At 40.5% G+C, this 19200-nt stretch carries 15 protein-coding genes; 10 read left to right on the top strand and 5 right to left on the bottom strand.

What is annotated here, in order from left to right; all coding sequences use genetic code 11:
* Positions 1–15 precede the first annotated feature (15 nt).
* From ilvB to ilvA, 4 genes are read left to right on the top strand one after another with little or no spacing between them, the layout of a single operon-like run.
* Complete coding sequence (ilvB, locus tag AC4J95_RS17385; RefSeq protein ID WP_494550949.1) at positions 16–1713, top strand: biosynthetic-type acetolactate synthase large subunit; 1698 nt, start codon at positions 16–18, stop codon at positions 1711–1713.
* On the top strand, positions 1714–2190 hold the full coding sequence (ilvN, locus tag AC4J95_RS17380) for an acetolactate synthase small subunit (RefSeq protein WP_016179202.1): 477 nt from the start codon (positions 1714–1716) through the stop codon (positions 2188–2190).
* Positions 2191–2243: 53 nt separating this feature from the next.
* Entirely contained in the window at positions 2244–3239 is a 996-nt protein-coding gene (gene ilvC, locus AC4J95_RS17375; RefSeq protein ID WP_316402862.1) for a ketol-acid reductoisomerase, read from the top strand.
* Positions 3240–3253: 14 nt separating this feature from the next.
* Entirely contained in the window at positions 3254–4510 is a 1257-nt protein-coding gene (gene ilvA / locus AC4J95_RS17370; protein WP_494550943.1) for a threonine ammonia-lyase IlvA, read from the top strand.
* A gap of 44 nt (positions 4511–4554) precedes the next feature.
* Here ilvA and AC4J95_RS17365 read toward each other — a convergent pair whose 3' ends face one another.
* Genes AC4J95_RS17365 through AC4J95_RS17355 form a run of 3 tightly spaced genes read right to left on the bottom strand, consistent with a single transcriptional unit; the run spans position 4555 to position 6228 of the window.
* The gene (locus AC4J95_RS17365; RefSeq protein WP_316402864.1) at positions 4555–5316 is read right to left on the bottom strand and encodes an ABC transporter permease; all 762 of its coding nucleotides are present in this window, start codon (positions 5314–5316) and stop codon (positions 4555–4557) included.
* A complete protein-coding gene (locus tag AC4J95_RS17360) occupies positions 5313–5951 on the bottom strand; it encodes an ABC transporter ATP-binding protein (RefSeq protein ID WP_494550942.1) in 639 nt (212 codons plus the stop codon). Before AC4J95_RS17360 ends, AC4J95_RS17365 begins: the two co-directional genes overlap by 4 nt.
* 1 nt (position 5952) lies before the next feature.
* Positions 5953–6228: a hypothetical protein gene (locus AC4J95_RS17355; RefSeq protein WP_494550941.1), complete on the bottom strand. Its 276-nt coding sequence runs from the start codon at positions 6226–6228 to the stop codon at positions 5953–5955.
* Between the two features lie 331 nt (positions 6229–6559).
* Between AC4J95_RS17355 and tuf the strand changes: the two genes are divergently transcribed.
* Positions 6560–7747, top strand: coding sequence for an elongation factor Tu (gene tuf / locus AC4J95_RS17350; protein WP_102871141.1), 1188 nt, complete (start codon positions 6560–6562; stop codon positions 7745–7747).
* A 116-nt stretch (positions 7748–7863) separates the two neighbouring features.
* Positions 7864–8907, top strand: coding sequence for a glycerol dehydrogenase (locus AC4J95_RS17345; protein WP_494550940.1), 1044 nt, complete (start codon positions 7864–7866; stop codon positions 8905–8907).
* 20 nt (positions 8908–8927) lie between these two features.
* Here AC4J95_RS17345 and AC4J95_RS17340 read toward each other — a convergent pair whose 3' ends face one another.
* Together AC4J95_RS17340 and AC4J95_RS17335 are read right to left on the bottom strand one after the other, a co-directional pair.
* A complete protein-coding gene (locus tag AC4J95_RS17340; protein ID WP_316402964.1) occupies positions 8928–9665 on the bottom strand; it encodes an amino acid ABC transporter ATP-binding protein in 738 nt (245 codons plus the stop codon).
* Between the two features lie 12 nt (positions 9666–9677).
* The gene (locus AC4J95_RS17335; RefSeq protein ID WP_494550939.1) at positions 9678–11843 is read right to left on the bottom strand and encodes an amino acid ABC transporter substrate-binding protein/permease; all 2166 of its coding nucleotides are present in this window, start codon (positions 11841–11843) and stop codon (positions 9678–9680) included.
* 244 nt (positions 11844–12087) lie between these two features.
* Between AC4J95_RS17335 and uvrB the strand changes: the two genes are divergently transcribed.
* From uvrB to AC4J95_RS17315, 4 genes are all read left to right on the top strand, one after another.
* Positions 12088–14079, top strand: coding sequence for an excinuclease ABC subunit UvrB (uvrB, locus tag AC4J95_RS17330; RefSeq protein WP_494550938.1), 1992 nt, complete (start codon positions 12088–12090; stop codon positions 14077–14079).
* Between the two features lie 146 nt (positions 14080–14225).
* Complete coding sequence (gene uvrA, locus AC4J95_RS17325) at positions 14226–17048, top strand: excinuclease ABC subunit UvrA (RefSeq protein ID WP_494550937.1); 2823 nt, start codon at positions 14226–14228, stop codon at positions 17046–17048.
* A gap of 100 nt (positions 17049–17148) precedes the next feature.
* Positions 17149–18405, top strand: coding sequence for a carboxylate--amine ligase (locus AC4J95_RS17320; RefSeq protein WP_316402871.1), 1257 nt, complete (start codon positions 17149–17151; stop codon positions 18403–18405).
* Positions 18406–18407: 2 nt separating this feature from the next.
* Entirely contained in the window at positions 18408–19121 is a 714-nt protein-coding gene (locus tag AC4J95_RS17315) for an amino acid racemase (protein ID WP_316402872.1), read from the top strand.
* The last annotated feature ends 79 nt before the right edge of the window (positions 19122–19200 follow it).

Genomic DNA, 19200 nt, shown 5'->3' with positions numbered 1-19200 from the left:
AATGGGGTGGAAGAAATGAAGCAAAAAGTGGAAGCTGAAGATTTGCAAACAGGCGCCGATCTATTAATCAAATGTCTGGAGAATCAAGGAGTTGAATTGATTTTCGGGTATCCCGGAGGTTCCGTCTTACCATTATATGACTCCCTTTATGATGAATCGATTCCAAATATTCTTACTCGTCACGAGCAAGGAGCGGTACATGCGGCAGAAGGGTATGCCAAAGCTACTGGCAAACCAGGAGTAGTAATCGTTACTAGCGGACCAGGAGCAACCAATGTTGTAACTGGGATCGCAGATGCAATGATCGACTCTGTACCATTAGTTGTTATTACAGGACAGGTTACGACACCGGGGATCGGGAAGGATGCTTTTCAAGAAGCAGATATGTTAGGAATTACCGTACCCATTACAAAAAACAATTATCAAGTTCGAGATGTGAATGAACTACCGCGGATCGTCAATGAAGCCTTCCATATCGCGACAACTGGACGAAAAGGTCCAGTTCTGATTGATCTGCCAAAAGATATCATGACATTTAAGTCAAATCCAAATATTGACAAGCCTGTCCATTTAGAAAGCTATCAGCCTACGACGACACCATCAATCTTGCAGATCGAACGATTAATGAACTTACTGAAGAAGGCTAAGAAACCGATTTTTTTAGTTGGCGGCGGCGTGATCGCTGCTGATGGTGCAGCAGAATTAAGAGAATTTGTTGAAAAATACCAACTCCCAACCGTTAGTACGCTGTTAGGTTTAGGATTGCTGCCTCATGATCATCCGAACTTTCTTGGGATGGGCGGAATGCACGGCACCTATGCTGCAAACATGGCTATGATGGAATGCGATTTGCTAATTAACATCGGCAGCCGCTTTGATGATCGCTTGGCCTGTTCGCCGGATGCTTTTGCACCAAATGCGAAGGTTGCCCATATTGATGTGGACCCGGTAGAGATCGGCAAGATTATTCATACTGATGTTCCAATCGTAGGCGATGCGAAGATTGCCTTGCAGCAAATGCTGACGAACGAAATTGACGCACCTGAATGCGAAGAGTGGCGAATGCTCTGTAAAGCTCGCCAAGAAAAATATCCATTGAAATATGAATGGAATGAAGAGGTCATCAAACCGCAAGAGGTGATTGAGATCATCGGTCGGATCACAAAAGGGAAATCCTATGTCGTAACCGATGTTGGTCAACATCAAATGTGGGTCGCGCAATTTTATCCATTTCAATTTCCGAAGCAATTAATCACTAGCGGCGGTCTTGGAACTATGGGGTACGGAATCCCAGCAGGAATTGGGACAAAATTTGGAAAACCCAATGAATCCGTTGTTGTGTTTGTCGGTGACGGAGGCTTCCAGATGACTAATCAAGAATTAGCCATTTTGAACCAAAACAATTTAGATATCAAATTTATTCTATTGAACAATAGGTCCCTCGGAATGGTTAGGCAATGGCAGGAGAAATTTTATAATGAACGTCGTTCCCAATCCGTTTTCCAAGAGCAACCGGACTTTATGAAGATGGCTGAAGCTTATGGGATCGGGAATAAAAAAATTACGAATCCGAATACACTGGAAAAAGAGCTGCAGGAGGCTTTTGCTACACCGGGACCAATGCTGATCGAAGTCATGATCTGCAACAAAGAACATGTATTACCAATGATTCCGGCAGGTATGCCGAATGATCAGATGTTGGGGGTGGATTAAATGAGACGAATGATTACAGCAATGGTTCACGACCAGGCTGGGGTGTTGAGTCGAATTACGAGCGTCTTGAACCGACGACAAGTAAACATGGACAGTGTCTCCGTTGGACGTACGGAGAGAGACGGTGAGTCGCGAATGACGATCATTATCCAAGCGGACACATTGGCGGATGTAGAGCAAGTAACAAAGCAATTAAACAAACAGATAGATGTGGTTAAAGTCTCTGATGTAACCGATGAGCCTCATCTTGAAAGAGAGTTAGCTTTGATTAAAGTCAGTGCTCCAGCGGCTACTCGATCAGAGATTCAAGCAATGATTGATCCCTTCCGCGCCGATGTCGTGGATGTTGGATTGAAAACGATCGTTGTGCAGGTTGCCGGCTCGACTGAAAAGGTCAATGCATGCATTGATGTATTGCGGCCATATGGCATCAAACAATTAGCACGAACCGGGGTAACCGGATTTAGCAGAGGTTAAGTGCAAAATTTAATTTTGCTATTAATATAGTTTAAAAAATTGGAGGAAAAATTATGGTTAAAGTTTATTATGATGATGCAGTAGCGAAGGATGCTTTAGAAGGAAAAACAATTGCTGTGGTGGGTTACGGTTCGCAAGGACACGCTCATGCACAAAATCTACGTGACACAGGTCATCAAGTCGTGATCGGTGTGCGAGAAGGAAAATCCGCTGAGGCTGCTCGCGAAGACGGGTTTGATGTGTTGCCGGTAGACGAAGCAACTAAAAAAGCCGAAGTAGTCATGATTTTAGCTCCAGATGAAATCCAAGGTGCTCTGTACGACAATGAAATCGCACCAAACTTAGCAGACGGTGCTGCTTTAGTCTTTGCTCATGGATTCAATATTCATTTTGATGTAATCAAACCACCGAAAAACGTGGATGTTTTCTTAGTAGCTCCGAAAGGACCAGGCCATTTGGTTCGCCGTACTTTCACTGAAGGGTTTGCGGTTCCAGCATTATTTGCTGTTTATCAAGATGCAACAGGAGCTGCTCAAGACTTAGCGTTATCTTATGCAAAAGGCATTGGCGCTACACGAGTGGGCGTTTTGGAAACAACCTTTAAAGAGGAAACCGAAACTGATTTGTTCGGTGAGCAAGCAGTGCTTTGCGGCGGATTGACTAGTATGATCGAAGCTGGTTTTGAAACACTAGTTGAAGCTGGCTATCAACCTGAATTGGCTTACTTCGAAGTTTGTCACGAAATGAAATTGATTGTTGATTTGATTTATGAAGGTGGATTTGCGAAAATGCGCAACTCAATCTCTAATACTGCGGAATATGGGGATTACGTTTCAGGACCGCGCGTAATTACAGAAACAGCTAAAGCAGGAATGAAAGAAGTCTTGACTGATATCCAAAATGGCAAATTCGCTAAAGGATTCATCGATGACAACAAGAACGGCTTCCCAGAATTCAATAAGATGCGCAAAGAAAGCGCAGGACATCAAATTGAAGAAGTGGGCGGCGAATTACGTAAAATGATGCCATTTGTAAGTCGTAAAGATTAGTGGGGGATGCAGCGATGGAATTAATCAAAGATACTGAGGTGCGCAGTGCTTATCAATTATTAAAAAACTCTGTAAACCATACGCCGTTACAATATGATCGTTATTTATCTGAAAAATACCAGGCGACCATTTTATTAAAAAGGGAAGACCTGCAAAAAGTTCGTTCATTTAAATTACGTGGTGCTTATTATGCCATTAAGAAACTTCCTGAAGCAGAATTGAAAAAAGGTGTGGTGTGTGCAAGTGCGGGAAATCATGCACAGGGAGTTGCTTATACATGTCATGAATTGAAGACACAAGCAGCGATCTTTATGCCAACTACCACACCGCAACAAAAAGTTTCTCAAGTAAAATTTTTTGGTGGTGAATTTGCGGATATTCATTTAGTCGGCGATACCTTTGATGCTTCTGCCGCTGCCGCAAGGAAATACTGCGAAGAAAATGGTATGACCTTTATCGATCCTTTTAATGACAAAAATATCATTGCCGGTCAGGGAACGCTGGCCTTGGAAATGATGACCGATGCGGAAAGCGAAGGCTATAAGCCAGATTATGTAATCTCAGCAATTGGCGGAGGTGGACTGATCAGTGGAGTGGCTTCATATGTGAAAAACACCTCACCGACCACTAAAATTGTCGGTGTTGAACCCAAAGGAGCGGCTTCAATGCAGGCGGCTTTTGAAGAAGAACAGCCGGTCAAATTAGCTGAGATCGATAAATTTGTCGACGGCGCTGCAGTTCAATGTGTCGGTGAAATTACTTACTCACACAGTAAGAAATATGTAGATGAGCTGCTGTCTGTTGACGAAGGCTTGATTTGTTCAACGATTTTAGATTTGTATGGGAAACAAGCAATTGTCGTGGAGCCAGCTGGAGCAATGAGTGTGGCAGCTTTAGAGTTGATGAAAGATAAGATTAAAGGCAAAACAGTCATCTGCATCATCAGCGGTGGAAACAATGACATCAATCGGATGGCTGAGATTGAAGAACGCTCACTGATCTATGAAGGCGTTAAGCACTACTTTGTCGTGAACTTCCCGCAACGTCCTGGTGCATTAAAGGAATTTGTATCAGAAGTTCTAAGCGAAGGCGATGATGTTACTCGTTTTGAATATACAAAGAAGAGTAATCGAGGAACCGGACCAGTAGTGATTGGCGTGCTGTTGAAGAAAGCAGAAATGTTACCCGATTTATTGAAGCGATTAAAAGCGTTTGACTCAAGCTATATTGAATTAAGTCAAAATAAAACGCTCTACAATTTACTAGTATAAAAAGAAGGGAACTCGAAAAGAAATTTTTCTGAGTTCCCTTCTTTTTATACAATCAATTGATGGTCTGAGTTGAAATAGTTTTTATAAGCAGTATATCCGCCGATAATTGATCCGAGGCTTGTAGCTGATAGTAACATGAAGGTAACCATAATTTGATATTTGATGGCATGAACGGGATCTAAACCGGCGAAAATCAAACCAGACATCATTCCGGGCAAGCTGACGAGTCCAACTGTTTTAGCAGAATCAATAGTAGGTTGCATGGCAGTCTTGATACTTTGCTGCAGGATCGGTTTAGATGCCAGTTTGATTGATGCGCCAAGGGCTAATTTTTCTAGTACCTGCTGTCTCAAGTCATGAAATTGGGTGTTCAACGCTCTATAGCATAATCCGATTGCTACCATTGAATTGCTCGCAATCATGCCAGTGATAGGAACGATTTGAGAGGGAATAAATTTTATAGCCCCAGTTAAAATCAACAAACCAAGGGTAATATAAGTGCTAATAAAGATTGCTGCTAACGAATGAAGATATTTTTTATGGAGACTGGGATTTCTTTTATGTGCATTCCATGCAGCATTGAACACAATAAAGAGACTCATAGCAATCGTCAAAAAGTTATTGTTGACTTGAAAAATATACTTTAACAAATAGCCGACGATAACTAGTTGAACGATTGCACGAAAAATACTAAAAAGGATGTCTTTCGTTAGATTCAGCTTCTCTTTAGCACTGATCGCAACAGCGATCATCACCATTGCAAAAGCCAAAACTAAAGAAAGATCGTTCACTGCTAATTGATTCATTGTTTTAATTTTCCTCCTTGGACAATCAGTAATTCTTCTGCTTCTTGGATTTCTGATTCATCATGGGTTACTTGCAAAATCGTGCAGCCTTTATGCTGAATATCTTTGATCAATCGATGAATGACTGTTTTTGTTTGTTCATCAAGCCCCGTTGTCACCTCATCTAATAGCAAAATTTTTGGTAAAAACAAAATGTTTCGAATCAGAGCAACTCGTTGCCGCTCGCCACCTGACAATTCAGAGATTCTTTTTGTCAAATACTCTTTTGGCAAATCAACCATCTGAAGATGGTTTAACATTTGCGATTGATCAGGGGTGCGGTTTCTGATTGTGAAAGGCAAAGTTAAATTATCCAAAACGCTTTCTCCAAACAGGGAAGGTTGCTGAAAGCAATAAGAAACCTGTTGGCGATACTCTGTGTATTCATATAAGTGTTGTGCTTTTCCCTGAAAAAGAATTTCTCCGCTAGTTGGTGTCAATAAGGAAGCAATCAATCGAAGCAATGTACTTTTTCCTCCGCCAGAGGGTCCTGTGATCGTCAAAAAAGCTCCTTGTTTAACGGTTAATGTAATTTGGTCTAAAATTGTTCTTTGATCATTTTGGTAACTAATAGAATCTAGTTCTAGGAACGTCATATCAATTATTTTCCTTTCTTGGATCGTATGGAACGATAACAAAGAGTGAAGGCATGTCAGTCACAACGAGGTGCTTTAACTTCAACTCAGGATATCGATGAAAAGTACTTGTTTTTCCATAGCGTTCCAAAAAGTAGTCCTGGATCTGTTGTTCCGTCCATTGTCTTGCTGGAAAATGCCAGTAGCGGTCATTTTCTTTAACAAAAACAAAGCCGACACTGTAAGCTCTAGTTATCTCAGTTGGAAGCAGCATCAATTTTTCTTGAAAATTTTCCATGGAATATTCCTCCAGCTTTTAGTTGTTTTAAAAGACATTACTAAAAAGTCCAATACTATTAAACCAATATTTTTTGCTTCTGTACATTCATTCATCTTTATTATAGCGTACTGATTTTGCTTTAAGCGCATAAAGCACAGAAAATTTTCAAAATTATTTCATCCATGAGCAAGTTGAAACATATTATTTGGAGTTTGACCAATTCTGATGTATTATGATCTCGGATAGTTACTTACAAAAAGTAAATAAGTGTAAATCTTTTTCATTTAGCCCAAAATGCTTTACACTATATCCGTAAGAATTTTTACACTTTTTAGGAGGTTTGTTTATTATGGCAAAAGAACATTACGATAGAAGTAAACCACACGTTAATATTGGTACTATTGGTCACGTCGACCATGGGAAAACAACTTTAACGGCAGCAATCACAACGGTATTAGGCAAGAAAGGTCTAGCAAACCCTCAAGACTACGCTAGTATCGATGCTGCACCAGAAGAACGTGAACGCGGAATCACTATTAACACTGCACACGTTGAATATGAAACTGAAAAACGCCACTATGCCCATATTGATGCTCCAGGACACGCGGACTATGTGAAGAACATGATCACCGGTGCGGCTCAAATGGACGGTGCTATTTTAGTAGTATCTGCTACTGACGGCCCAATGCCTCAAACACGTGAACACATTTTGTTATCACGTCAAGTAGGTGTTAAGCACTTAATCGTATTCTTGAACAAAGTTGACTTAGTTGACGATGAGGAATTGATTGATCTAGTAGAAATGGAAGTACGTGAATTGCTTTCTGAATATGGATTCCCAGGTGATGATATTCCAGTTCTTAAAGGTTCTGCTTTGAAAGCTTTAGAAGGAGATCCAGAACAAGAACAAGTAATCCTTGATCTAATGGATACTGTTGACGAATACATTCCAACGCCAGAACGCGACACTGACAAGCCATTCTTATTACCAGTCGAAGATGTATTTTCTATCACTGGTCGTGGGACTGTAGCTTCTGGTCGTATCGATCGTGGGGAAGTCAAGGTCGGCGACGAAGTTGAAATTATCGGGATCAAACCTGAGGTTCAAAAAGCAGTCGTAACCGGACTTGAAATGTTCCGTAAAACATTGGATTATGGGGAAGCCGGCGACAACGTTGGGGTTCTACTACGTGGTATTACACGTGATGAAATCGAACGTGGACAAGTTCTAGCTAAACCAGGTTCAATCACACCACATACGAAATTTAGTGCAGAAGTTTATGTATTGACGAAAGAAGAAGGTGGACGTCATACACCATTCTTCAACAACTATCGTCCTCAATTCTACTTCCGTACAACTGACGTTACCGGAAACATTGCATTGCCAGAAGGCACCGAAATGGTTATGCCTGGTGACAACGTGACAATCGATGTTGAATTGATCCATCCAATCGCCGTAGAAAAAGGAACAACTTTCTCTATTCGTGAAGGTGGACGTACCGTTGGTTCAGGTATCGTAACTGAAATTGAAGCATAAATAGATTTGATTAACACGCAACGCTAGTCGTTGCGTGTTTTTTGCATTCTTACACAACTTGCAACGCTTTTATTTGATTGCTATGATATTTCTAAACAGGATAAGAAGGAGAGCATATGGAAAAAGTGTTTGTTAGTCCTATGACTTATCGTCAGGGAGAAAATGTTTTATGGAATCACTTGGAAGATATACTAGCTTTTGGTCGAAAGTGCTTGATAGTAACTGATGGCTTTGTTTATCAAATGCTGGGAGAACAATTATGCAAGAAATTGATGGAGCTAGGCGGAGAAATCTTCGTATGGTTGGTAGAGCAAGAAAAACCTATTGGAGCATTTGATTCTGTCGTTGCTTTAGGTGGCGGTCGGGCAATTGATTTAGGGAAAGCTCTCGCTTTTGAGTCAAATTGTCCTGTGGTTGTTGTCCCTACATCCGCTTCTACGGATGCACCGACATCACGGATTTCAGTTAAATATCGTGATGGCTATTTTGAAAAATATTCTTATTATACTAAAAGTCCAGACCTTGTGTTGGTCGATACAGCGATTTTAATTAATAGCCCGGTTCATTTTTTGACGGCGGGAATCGCTGATGGTCTATCAACTTCGATTGAGGCGAGAACCGTACGGGAAAATCGCGGTGTGAACACATTAGGTGCTCTACCCACATTGGCAGCCGAAGCAATCGCTGAGAAATGCCGTGATGTATTACTTGTATATGCAGAAGAAGCAGTGGAAGCAAATAAACTGAAAAAAATATCGCCGGCTTTTGAAGCAGTAGTTGAAGCTAATACGTTATTGAGTGGTATTGGCTTTGAATCCGGAGGGCTGAGTATTGCTCACGCATTGCACAATGCAATGGTCAGTTTATGGGGCGGAGAAATAAAGGGGAGTCACGGTCAAATTATCGCTTTGACTACTCTGCAGCAATTACGGATTGAAGGACGAGAAGAGGAGTTCACACAATATCAGGCATTGTTTGAAAAGTTAGAGCTACCGCTTACTTATGAAGCATTATCTATTTTTCCATCAGTAAATGAACTAAAAAAAGTCACAGAGCTTGCCTTTTCGCCAGAGGATGGCATTGTTCGCAGTCAGTCACCAGCAACCAAAGAGAACGTTTTTCAAACCTTGTTAGCGTTCAGAAAAACCCGTGAAATCTAAAGTGATTTCACGGGTTTCTTTTAGATATTTAGAACCTTGTTCAAGAAGTCTTGTGTTCTTGGATTGTGAGGATTGTTAAAGACCTGTTCGGGTGTGCCGTCTTCCAAAATCTTCCCGCCATCAGTAAAGATGACACGATCGGCTACTTCTTTGGCAAATCCCATTTCATGGGTAACGATTACCATAGTCATTCCTTGTAAAGCTAAATCCTTCATAACCTTCAACACATCTCCAACCATTTCGGGGTCTAGAGCTGAAGTCGGTTCGTCAAATAGCATGATGTCAGGATTCATTGCCAACGCACGAGCAATTGCCACACGTTGCTTTTGACCACCTGACAGGCTATCTGGATAATCGTTTTTCTTCTCTGCAAGTCCAACCTGTGTTAGTAATTCCACACCGCGTTTTTCAGCAGACTCTTTCGATTCACCTTTTAGATCAAGTGGAGCTAAAGTAATATTTTCTAAAACAGTTAGGTGAGGGAATAAGTTGAAATGTTGAAATACCATTCCAATATGCTGACGGACCAAGTTAATATCTGTGTGTTTATCTGTTAAGTCCTGTCCATCGATAATGATCTCACCAGAAGTCGGTTCTTCCAGATGATTCATACAACGTAAAAACGTACTTTTTCCGGAACCAGATGGTCCAATGATACAGACCACTTCACCTTCACTGATAGTGATGTTTAAGTCGTTTAAAACGGTGTTGTCACCGAATTTCTTTACCAAATGATTAACGACAATTTTTTTATCCATCGTTTTTTCCATCTATTTCACCTTCTTTTCTAAACGGTTCGCTAACTTAGTCAAGATCGTGATTAAGATCAAGTACATGATCGCAATAATCAAGTAAACGTAAGAACTTTGTGTAGTCCGTGCCACGATAATCTTACCAGTCTGCAGTAATTCTACCACACCGATGGCAGAGATGATCGTCGTATCCTTCAAACTGATGACGAATTGATTGATGAAAGAAGGAATCATGATCTTAACTGCTTGCGGCAAAATAATTTTTTGCATGGTACGGTTGTACGATAGACCTAAGCTTCGTGAAGCTTCCATTTGACCAACAGGTACAGCATTAATACCGCCTCGAACGATTTCCGCAATATACGCACTGGCATTCAAGGTTAAAGTGATAATCCCAGCAGCAAAGTCAGGGATTTTGATTCCTGTAATACCAGGAAGTCCGAAGAAAATGAAGAAAGCCAATACCATCATTGGAATCCCGCGAATAATATCAATGTATATGCCAGCAAAGGTGCGTAATCCGCGAACAGGAGATACCCTGAATAGCCCGAAGATGACTCCCAATACCAATGCAAGCGCAAATGATACTAAAGCTAACACGATTGTTTTCCATAAACCGTCTAGTAGTGATTTGTAGTTGTTTTTCAAAAGTCCGGTGATAGTTGATTCATCAACTGCATCTTTCTTATCTTCTTTTTCAGCCCCAATGTATTTATCGACGATCTTATCGTATTCTCCAGTTCGTTTCATTTCCTTCAACGCTTCAGTGAACATTTCACGAAGTTCCGGATTTTGTCCTTTTTTCACAGCAAAGCCATACTCGCCGCCGACTTCACGTTTGATTGGTGTTTTCAAATCCTGACCTTGGTTTATTGCATAGCCGATAACAGGATAGTCATCCATCATCGCATCGATTGAGCCGACCTTCAGAGCATCATACAATTGATCCGCAGCATCAAAGCTTTTAATCGTGTAATCATATTCCTTTTTGTGAGCTTCTAGGAAATCAGCACTTTCAGTACCGACTTTAGCTCCCACAGTTTTCCCTTTTAAATCCTTATAAGACTTGATGTCATTGTCATCCTTCGCCACGGCCAACTGAATTCCGCTTTGGAAGTAGGGATCAGAAAAGTCATAGTTAGCTTTTCGCTCATCTGTGATGGTCATCCCAGCGATCATTCCGTCTGCTTGACCAGATTCCAAGGCTTGCATCGCAGAAGAGAATCCAATGTACTTCATGTCTAACTTGAATCCTTGAAGCTCAGCAGCACGAGTCAACAGGTCAACGTCGATTCCTTTATATTTGCCATCGCTATCTTTGTATTCAAAAGGAGCAAAGGCCGAATCACTGGCAATGACATAGACATCTTTTTTTGGCTCAATTTTTTTCATTTCTTCAGAAGCAGCAGCCTGATCACCAGAGCCGCTAGAAATATATTTAGCAACGATTTTATCGTAGCCGCCGTTGTCCTTTAAGTCCTTCAAGCCTTTATTGAATTTCTCCAATAATTCTTTGTTTTCGCCTTTTTTCACCGCGAAGCCATAAGAACTGCCTTCTTCTGGATCACCTACTAATTTGAAAGGTTGACCATTTGTTACAGCGTAGCCGAGTACAGGATAGTCATCAAAAATTGCTACAGAGTTTCCGTTGGTCAAAGCATTATACATTGCATCTGCCGCTTCGTACAGCTTGACATCATAACCGTATTTGTCTTTGTTCTTTTCTAAGAAAGTGGCACTTTCTGTTCCGATTTTTGCAGAAACGGTTTTGCCTTTGAGATCTTTGTAATTCTTTATATCCTTGTTATCATTTTTGACAGCCATTTGAATTCCACTATCAAAATAAGGTTCTGAAAAATCAAAAGTTTTTTTACGTTCATCTGTAATGCTCATTCCAGCAATCATGCCGTCAAGCTGATCTGACTGTACACCTTGGATTGAGCTGTCGAAACCTAGCGGACGTAGATCCACCTTGAAATTTTGATCTTTAGCGATCTGATTGAGCAAATCCACGTCGATTCCTATGTATTCACCGTCAGAGTTTTGAAATTCGAAAGGAGCAAAAGTCAGATCCGTTCCGATTTTATATGTCTTTTCCGCGGCATCGGTCTTACTGGCGAAGCCAAGTGTGAAAATACTTGCCATTAAGAAAACGACGAATGGAATTAATTTGTTTTTTCTCATAATAATCCTCCTATATACTTATCATTTGTTTATTATATGTTAGTTTAAGGATAAAATACAAGAGGGTTCATTGTCGGAGAGAAAAAAAGCAAAATTTTTATAACATGAAATGTCAGAATACCTAACACGTGTAATTATAGGAACTTTTAATGTCAAGAATAAAAAATGGCGAAAATATGTTCGGTATGCTATAATTTTGAAATGGAAAATCTTTGTTTATTTAATAGAAAAGGGGGATTTTTGTATGATTGAAAGAGTAACGGACAATACGTTCGACCTTCATTCAAAATATCAGCCTGCTGGCGATCAGCCTGAGGCCATTACACAGTTAGCCGATGGAATCGTCGATGGAAAAAAAGCGCAAATACTTTTAGGAGCCACCGGTACAGGGAAAACATATACAATTTCTAATGTCATCAAAGAAGTCAATAAACCAACCTTGATCATTGCCCATAATAAAACATTAGCGGGACAATTATACGGTGAGTTTAAGGAGTTCTTTCCTAACAACGCGGTGGAGTATTTTGTCAGTTACTACGATTACTATCAACCAGAGGCGTATGTACCGTCTAGCGATACGTATATTGAAAAAGATTCGAGTATCAATGATGAGATTGATAAGCTTCGTCACTCTGCTACCAGCGCTCTGTTAGAACGGAACGATGTGATAGTAGTGGCATCCGTTTCTTGTATCTTTGGTTTAGGATCGCCAAAAGAGTATATGGAACAGGTCCTGTCGTTACGAGTTGGGATGGAAATGGATCGGAACCAACTGTTGAGAAATTTGATCGATATTCAATTTGAACGAAACGATATTGATTTTCAGCGTGGACGTTTTCGTGTTCGTGGTGATGTAGTGGAGATCTTTCCCGCATCCCGTGACGAACGTGCATTACGTGTGGAATTTTTTGGCGATGAGATCGAACGCATTCGTGAAGTTGATGCTCTGACCGGTGAAATTACAGGAGAGACAGAGCACGTAGCGATCTTCCCGGCAACGCACTTCTTAACGAATGAAGACCATATGGAAGTAGCAATCAGTAATATTCAAAAAGAATTGGAAGATCGGTTGGAAGTTCTCCGTAATGATAATAAGTTATTAGAAGCCCAACGTTTAGAACAGCGAACCAATTATGATATTGAGATGCTGCGGGAAATGGGCTATACATCGGGAATTGAAAACTATTCTCGTCATATGGATGGTCGTAAAGAGGGAGAACCGCCATATACCTTGATTGACTTCTTCCCTGATGACTTCCTATTAGTAGTCGATGAATCACATGTTACGATGCCCCAAGTTCGTGGAATGTATAATGGCGACCGCGCTAGAAAACAAATGCTGGTAGATTACGGTTTCCGTTTACCATCAGCGTTAGACAATCGTCCGTTAAGATTGGAAGAGTTTGAAGAGCGGGTTAATCAAATCGTGTATGTTTCTGCAACACCTGGTCCTTATGAACACGAAGAAACAGATACAGTAGTTGAACAGATTATTCGACCGACTGGGTTGCTGGATCCGGTCATTGAAGTGCGGCCAATCATGGGACAAATCGATGATCTGGTCGGTGAAATCAATGAGCGCTCAGAGCGGAATGAGCGGGTTTTTGTCACGACTTTAACGAAGAAGATGTCAGAGGACTTGACCGACTACTTCAAAGAATTAGGCATCAAAGTAAAATATCTGCACAGTGACATCAAAACTTTGGAACGTACAGAAATCATTCGTGATCTGCGTTTAGGTAAATTTGATGTACTCGTAGGAATCAATTTGTTACGTGAAGGGTTAGACGTTCCTGAAGTTTCCTTAGTAGCAATCTTAGACGCCGATAAAGAAGGATTCCTGCGTAGTGAACGATCACTCGTTCAAACGATCGGACGAGCTGCTCGTAACTCTGAAGGTAAAGTTATTATGTACGGTGATAAAGTCACGGACTCAATGCAACGAGCAATGGATGAAACATCACGTCGTCGCAGTATTCAGCAACAATATAATGAGGAACATGGTATTGTTCCGAAGACAATCATCAAAGAAATTCGTGATTTGATTTCCATCAGTAAAGTCGTTGAAGACACGGAAACGTATGATACAACGTCGTTTGAGGACCTATCTAAATCAGAGCGTAAAGAACTGATCGCGAGAATGGAAGAGGAAATGCGCGAAGCGGCTAAAACCCTTGATTTTGAAACTGCTGCTACCCTAAGAGACACCATTTTAGAACTGAAAGCGGCAGAATAGACAAACTTAACAGGTGAGAGTAATCTAATTGAACTTTACTCAGACAACTGGTTCTCTTCGAGGAAATTAGTTGTCTAGTAAAGTAAATAGATAAGAAACATTATATAGAGAAGAAAAACAGTAGAACAATGAAATAGGAGATATAAATGGCGAATGATAAGATAGTGATTCATGGAGCGCGTGCTCATAATTTGAAAAACGTAGATGTCACGATTCCTCGTGACAAAATGGTGGTTGTTACTGGTTTATCAGGTTCTGGAAAAAGCTCATTGGCTTTTGACACCCTTTATGCGGAAGGTCAACGCCGCTATGTAGAGAGTCTGTCTGCCTACGCGCGTCAATTCCTAGGGCAAATGGATAAGCCAGATGTTGATAGTATCGACGGACTCAGCCCTGCGATTTCAATTGACCAAAAAACAACAAGTAAAAATCCCCGGTCAACGGTAGGAACTGTTACCGAGATTAACGATTATTTACGCTTACTTTATGCACGTGTTGGACATCCAATTTGTCCAAACGATCATATTGAGATTACTTCGCAGTCGGTGGAACAAATGGTCGATAAAGTGTTGGAATTGCCAGAACGGACGAAAATCCAAATCTTAGCACCTGTCGTGGCTAAGAAAAAGGGACAACATAAAAAGGTATTTGAAATGATTCAACGCGAAGGTTATGTTCGAATGCGTGTTGACGGTGAATTGTATGATGTGACAGAAGCACCTGAATTAACGAAGAACAAGAAACATGATATTGAGATCATCGTTGATCGGATCGTTGTCAAAGAAGGAATTCGCTCACGGTTATTCGATTCTTTTGAAGCTGCCTTGCGCTTGGCAGAAGGCTATGCAATCGTAGATGTAATAGGTGAAAAAGAGATGCTCTTTAGTGAACATTACGCTTGTCCATATTGCGGTTTCACTGTAGGTGAGCTTGAACCTCGATTATTTTCATTTAATGCTCCCTTTGGCGCCTGCCCAGATTGTGACGGGCTAGGTGTTAAGCTTGAAGTTGATATGGATTTAGTGATTCCGGATCAAAGCAAAACTTTACGAGAAGGAGCATTGATTCCTTGGAATCCGATTAGTTCGCAATATTATCCACAAATGTTGGAGCAAGCATGTTTGAGCTTTGGTATTGACATGGATACTCCTTTTGAAGAACTACCGAAGGAACATCAGGATATTATTTTAAATGGTTCTAATGGTGAAAACTTCCATTTCCATTATGAAAATGATTTTGGCGGTGTGCGTGATGTTGAGGTACCTTTTGAAGGAATCGTCAATAACATCAATCGACGCTATGCTGAAACGAACAGTGATTTTACCCGTGATCAAATGCGCTTGTATATGACTGAATTGACTTGTCAAACGTGTCATGGCTTCCGTTTGAATCCGCAAGCATTATCTGTTCAGATCAATGAGACAAATATTGGTCAGGTAAGCGAAGATTCAATTAATAGTGCATTGGAATTCTTTGAAACAGTTGCATTGAGCGAGCAAGAAAAAGTTATTGCAAAGCCAATATTAAAAGAAATCAAGGATCGTTTGAGCTTTTTGCGAAATGTTGGGCTAGATTACCTGACCTTAAGTCGTGCTTCTGGTACTTTGTCTGGTGGAGAGGCACAACGGATTCGGCTAGCGACACAAATTGGCTCAAACCTTTCTGGGGTACTCTACATCTTAGATGAACCTTCAATCGGTTTGCACCAACGAGACAACGATCGATTGATCGAATCCTTGAAGAAAATGCGTGATCTTGGAAATACTTTAATTGTTGTGGAGCATGATGAAGATACAATGCGTGCTGCCGATTATCTGATTGATGTGGGTCCAGGGGCAGGAGATCAAGGTGGCGAGATTGTAGCAGCGGGTACACCAAAAGAAGTTGAAAAGAATCCAAACTCTTTGACTGGTCAGTATCTATCTGGCAAACGAGAAATTGCTGTTCCTAAAGAACGTCGTAAAGGAAACGGTAAGAAAATCAAAGTTACTGGCGCTGCAGAGAATAATTTGAAAAATATCGATGCAGAGTTCCCTTTAGGTAAGTTTGTTGCAGTGACCGGCGTTTCAGGTTCAGGTAAATCAACTTTAGTTAATCAGATCTTGAAGAAGGCTTTGGCGCAAAAACTTAACCGTAACTCTAATAAACCTGGGAAATTCAAGAAACTAACAGGTTACAACAATATTGAAAAATTAGTCGACATTGATCAAAGTCCAATCGGTCGGACACCACGAAGCAATCCGGCGACCTACACGAGTGTGTTTGATGATATCCGAGATTTGTTTGCACAAACAAATGAAGCGAAGATTCGTGGATATAAAAAGGGACGATTCAGTTTTAACGTTAAGGGCGGACGCTGTGAGGCGTGTCGCGGTGATGGAATCATCAAGATTGAGATGCACTTTTTACCGGATGTTTATGTACCTTGTGAGGTTTGCCATGGCAAACGTTACAACTCAGAAACACTGGAGGTTCATTATAAAGGAAAGAATATTGCTGATATTCTGGAAATGACTGTGGAAGACGCTGTTGAATTCTTCAAACATATCCCTAAGATTCATCGCAAATTGCAAACAATCGTTGATGTTGGTTTAGGTTACGTTACAATGGGTCAACCGGCTACTACGCTCTCCGGTGGTGAAGCGCAGCGGATGAAACTTGCCAGCGAGCTGCACAAAAATTCGAATGGAAAGAATTTTTATATCTTGGATGAACCAACTACTGGTTTGCATACAGATGACATTGCGCGGTTATTGAAGGTTCTTGAGCGCTTCGTTGACGCTGGAAATACGGTACTTGTGATTGAACATAACTTAGATGTAATTAAATCAGCAGACTATGTGATCGATCTAGGACCAGAAGGCGGCGATGGTGGTGGTACTATTTTAGCAACAGGGACACCGGAAGAAATCGCTGAAGTACCAGAGAGTTATACGGGACATTATTTAAAACGTGTCTTAAAAAAATAAATAACTGATAAAGCTTGATGCAGGTGAAGAATTCTCCTTTGCTTGCATTTTTCTTTATGGTATGATTATCGTTGATTTAGAATGAGAAGGTGTAAGAAATATGAATGAAAAACAAAAGTTTGTACCGATCTTATTAGGAAGCGACATCAATGTATATGGAATGTCACGTTCTTTCCATGAAGCATATGGGATCGTTTCTGAAGCTTATGCGGGCTTGCAGCTAGCGCCGACAAAATACAGTAAAATCGTGAATGTCCATGTCGTACCAGGATTTGATAAAGATCCTGTCTTTATGGAGAAAATGCGTGAATTAGGAAAGAATACGTATAATGATCCAGCAACAAAGTACCTGCTGATTGCCTGTGGGGACGGCTATGCAGAATTGGTTTCACAACACAAAGAAGAGCTTTCTGAGTGGTTTATTTGCCCTTATATTGATTTTGACTTATTACAACGTTTAATTAGTAAGGTTAGCTTTTATGAAATTTGTGAAAAATATGATCTGCCTTATCCCAAAACATTCATTATTACAGAAGATATTTTAGAAGCTGGAAAATTGAAACAAGATTTGCCATTTGACTTTCCAGTTGCTTTGAAGCCAGCTAATAGTGTAGAGTGGTTATCTATTGATTTTGAAGGACGTAAAAAGGCCTTTATTTTAGATACTCGTGATGAATTTGATATGATTATCGAACGTATCTACCAGGCTGGATATACAAGTGAAATGATCGCTCAAGACTTCATTCCAGGTGATGACAGCAATATGCGTGTGTTGAACGCGTATGTTGATCAAAATCATCAAGTTCGAATGATGTGCTTAGGCCATCCTTTGCTGGAAGATCCTTCTCCAGAAGCAATCGGAAATTATGTGGCGATCATGCCCGAATACAATGAGAAAATTTATCAAACCATCAAAGGGTTTTTAGAAAAAATCAACTATACGGGTTTTGCTAACTTCGACATGAAATATGATCCGCGGGACGGCGAGTATAAATTGTTTGAGATCAATTTACGTCAGGGAAGGAGCAGCTTTTTCGTAACTTTGAACGGATTTAATCTAGCTCAATACGTTACGGAAGATCGTGTCTTTGAAAAGCCATTTGATGAAACTATTTATGGTAAGGCGGAAGCAGCAAATTCTATGCTGTGGATGGGTGTCCCCAAAGGTGTCTTTGAAAAATATGCGCGAAACAATACCGATAAAGACAAAGCTTTAGAAATGATCAAGAATGATAAGTGGGGAACGACTGTCTTCTATAAGAAGGATATGTCAGTGATGCGCTGGATTCTAATGAAGTACATGTTTAGCAAATATAAAGGACGTTTTGATCTGTTCTTTAAAGAGAAAGAGGGATAAGCATGGAAAATTTCTTCAGCATACTCGGTGGTATGGGAACTAAGGCCACAGAGAGCTTCGTTCGAATTCTCAATCAGAGAACCAAAGCGCATAACGATCAAGAATATCTGAATTATGTGTTGTTTAATCACGCAACTGTACCTGACCGGACGGCCTATATTTTAGATGACAAAGCGGCGAATCCGTTGCCGTTCTTACTAGATGATATTGAAAAGCAGAATTTGTTACAGCCAGATTTTATCGTACTGACCTGCAATACGGCTCATTATTTTTTTGATCAGTTACAAGGTGCAACGAAAATACCATTAATGCATATGCCGCGAGAAGCTGTTAACGAAGTGACAAAGCATCATCAAGTAGGTGAAAAAATTGCTGTTTTGGCAACTGCTGGAACGATGTCGGCAAAGGTATATCAAAGCGAGCTGGAAGCGAAGGGTTTTGAAGTACTGGTTCCTGAAAAAGAACTTCAAGATAAAGTAAATTATCTAATTTACCATGATGTGAAGGAAAATGATTTCATTAATAGCGAACTGTACTTAGAGATTCTTGCCGATGTATTTGAAAAATACGGTTGTCAAAATGCTATTTTAGGTTGTACAGAGCTTTCCTTAGTCCAAGAGTTGACAGAAAAAGTTCCTTATCCGGTGATCGATGCTCAATCGATTCTAGCGGATCGCACAATTGAATTAGCCTTAAAGAACAGATCTTCCAAATAGGAGGGTCTGTTTTTTCAGATTTTCATGATTTTCAATAGGTAGAAAAAAAGTGTGATTCCTTTACTTATCTTGGATTTAG

The sequence above is a fragment of the Enterococcus sp. GPZ-007 genome (assembly GCF_059374735.1).
The sequence above is the reverse complement of the archived record's forward strand: the minus strand, read 5'-3'. Positions and strand labels throughout refer to the sequence as shown.